Here is a 2,722-nt window from a genome sequence, read left to right as displayed (position 1 = left end):
GGGCGGCGCCGGCCGGTGCCGGTAGCGGCTGGCCGCCCATGCGCACCACCGTGATGCCGAAGAACAGCACGACCAAGCTGACCAGCAGGATACCCAGCACCCGGTTGCGCGATTCGCGGCGGGCGTAAAAGGCAGTGCGCTCTTCAGCGGTCCAGTTTGCGGGTTCAGTGTTCATGACAGCAGCAGACGATCGATAACGAGGGCACCAAACAGGCAGGCAAGATAAGCCAAGCTGAACTTGAACAGTTTTTTCTCCGCCAGCATGTCGGCGGCCAGCGTGGCGCTGCTGCGATAGACCTTCCAGGCCATTACCATGAAGATCACACCCAAGGTGATGGCGGTGCCGCCATAGACCCAATCTGCCAGGCCGAGCAGGGTCGGCGCGATGCTGACCGGGACCAGCAACGCCGAATAGCCCAGGATCTGGCGGCGAGTTTCGGTGAGGCCGTGGGTGACCGGCAGCATCGGCACGCCGGCCTTGGCGTAATCGGCCTCCATGAACAGGGCCAGCGCCCAGAAGTGCGGCGGAGTCCACAGGAAGATGATGCTGAACAGGATCCACGCCATCAGCGGCGTCTCGCCGGAAACAGCGGCCCAGCCGCAGATCACCGGGAAAGCCCCTGCCGCACCGCCGATGACGATGTTCTGCGGCGTGCGGCGCTTGAGCCAGACGGTGTAGACGACGACATAAAACAGGATCGACACGGCCAGCCAGGCGGCGGCCACCCAGTTCAGCGCCAGACCCATGACGGCAACGGCACCGGTGCCAAGGATGACACCAAAGGCCAGCGCCTCGGCCTTCTGCAGCTTGCCGGCGGGCAGCGGCCGCATGGCGGTGCGCTTCATCAGTGCATCGATATCGGCTTCATACCATTGGTTGAGCGCGCCGGCGGCACCAGCGGCGACCGCGATGCACAAGATGCCGGTGAAGGCCAGGAAGGGATGCAGGCTGCCCGGCGCAGCCACCATGGCACAGGCCGCCGTGAAGATGACCAACGTCATCACCCGCGGCTTGAGCAGCGCGAAATAATCGCGCCAATCGGCCAGCAGGGGCGAATCCACCCCGGAGGCCGTTTCGGCAGTCACGCTGTTGTTCATCACATCTGGCCTGAAAGGGGGCAGGCAAGCCCTGCCCCCGGGTCGCCGGTTACTTGATGACCGGCAGGGTTTCGAACTGGTGGAACGGCGGCGGGCTGGACAAGGTCCATTCCAGCGTGGTGGCACCTTCACCCCAATAATTGTCTTCCACCTTGCGGCGCGAGGCAAGGCTGACAATCAGGTTGAGGAAGAAGAACACCATGCCGATGGCCATGATGCCGTAGCCGTAGCTGGCGATCTGGTTCCAGTAGGCATAGGCATCCGGATAATCGGCGATGCGACGCGGCATGCCATCCGAACCCAGGAAGTGCATCGGGAAGAACAGCACGTTCACGCCGATGAAGAAGATCCAGAAGTGCAGCTGGCCGAGCACTTCATTGTACTGCTTCCCGAACATCTTGCCGAACCAGTAGTACCAGGCGGCGAAGATGGCGAACACGGCGCCCAGCGACAGCACATAGTGGAAGTGCGCAACCACATAATAGGTGTCGTGGAAGTAGGTATCCACACCGGCGTTGGACAGCAGCACGCCGGTGACGCCGCCCACGGTGAACATGAAGATGAAGCCAATGGCCCACAGCATCGGAGTCTTGAAGCTGATGGAGCCGCCCCACATGGTAGCGATCCAGCTGAAGATTTTGATGCCGGTCGGCACCGCGATGATCATCGTGGCGGCAGTGAAGTACATCTTGGTATTCACATCAAGGCCAACGGTGAACATGTGGTGCGCCCACACGATGAAACCGATGAAGCCGATGGCGACCATGGCATAGGCCATGCCGAGATAGCCGAACACGGGTTTCTTGCTGAAGGTGGAAATCACCTGGCTGACGATGCCGAAGCCGGGCAGGATGAGGATGTAGACTTCGGGGTGACCGAAGAACCAGAACAGATGCTGATACAACACCGGATCACCACCGCCATCAGCGGAGAAAAAGTGCGTGCCGAAATTGCGATCGGTCAGCAGCATGGTGATGGCGCCGGCCAGAACCGGCAGCGACAGCAGCAGCAGGAAGGCGGTGACCAGCACCGACCACACGAACAGCGGCATCTTGTGCAGGGTCATCCCCGGCGCGCGCATGTTGAGGATGGTGGTGATGAAGTTGATCGCGCCCAGGATCGACGAAGCGCCGGCGATGTGCAGCGACAGGATCGCCATGTCCACGGCCGGGCCGGGGTGACCGGAGGTGGAGAGCGGCGGATAAACAGTCCAGCCCGTGCCGGCGCCATTGGCACCTGCGGGGCCTTCAACGAACATCGATCCGCACAACAGCAGGAACGACGGCACCAGCAGCCAGAACGAGACGTTGTTCATGCGCGGGAAAGCCATATCCGGCGCGCCGATCATGATCGGCACGAACCAGTTGCCAAAACCGCCGATCATGGCGGGCATGACGGTGAAGAACACCATGATCAGGCCGTGGGCGGTGATGAACACGTTCCACAGGTGATTGGCCTGATCGACATTGCCCTGGGTCATGAAGGTGAGCCACTGGATACCCGGCTGCGCCAGTTCGAGGCGCATCACACCCGAAATCGCGCCGCCGATGGTGCCGGCGATGATCGCGAAGATCAGGTAGAGCGTCCCGATATCCTTGTGGTTGGTCGAAAAGAGCCAGCGCTG

Annotated in this window: 2 protein-coding genes; both read right to left on the bottom strand. The window is 61.8% G+C overall.

All coding sequences use genetic code 11. The annotated features are described in order from the left end of the window. Nucleotides 1–171: 171 nt before the first annotated feature. A complete protein-coding gene (locus tag RMO81_RS03340) occupies nt 172–1,098 on the bottom strand; it encodes a heme o synthase (protein ID WP_310474317.1) in 927 nt (308 codons plus the stop codon). Nucleotides 1,099–1,147: 49 nt separating this feature from the next. Further along, a partial coding sequence (ctaD, locus tag RMO81_RS03335) for a cytochrome c oxidase subunit I (protein WP_310474316.1) occupies nt 1,148–2,722 on the bottom strand: 1,575 nt, incomplete at its 5' end.

The sequence above is a fragment of the Sandarakinorhabdus sp. genome (assembly GCF_031422795.1).
Classification (GTDB): Bacteria; Pseudomonadota; Alphaproteobacteria; order Sphingomonadales; family Sphingomonadaceae; genus Sandarakinorhabdus.
The sequence above is the reverse complement of the archived record's forward strand: the minus strand, read 5'-3'. Positions and strand labels throughout refer to the sequence as shown.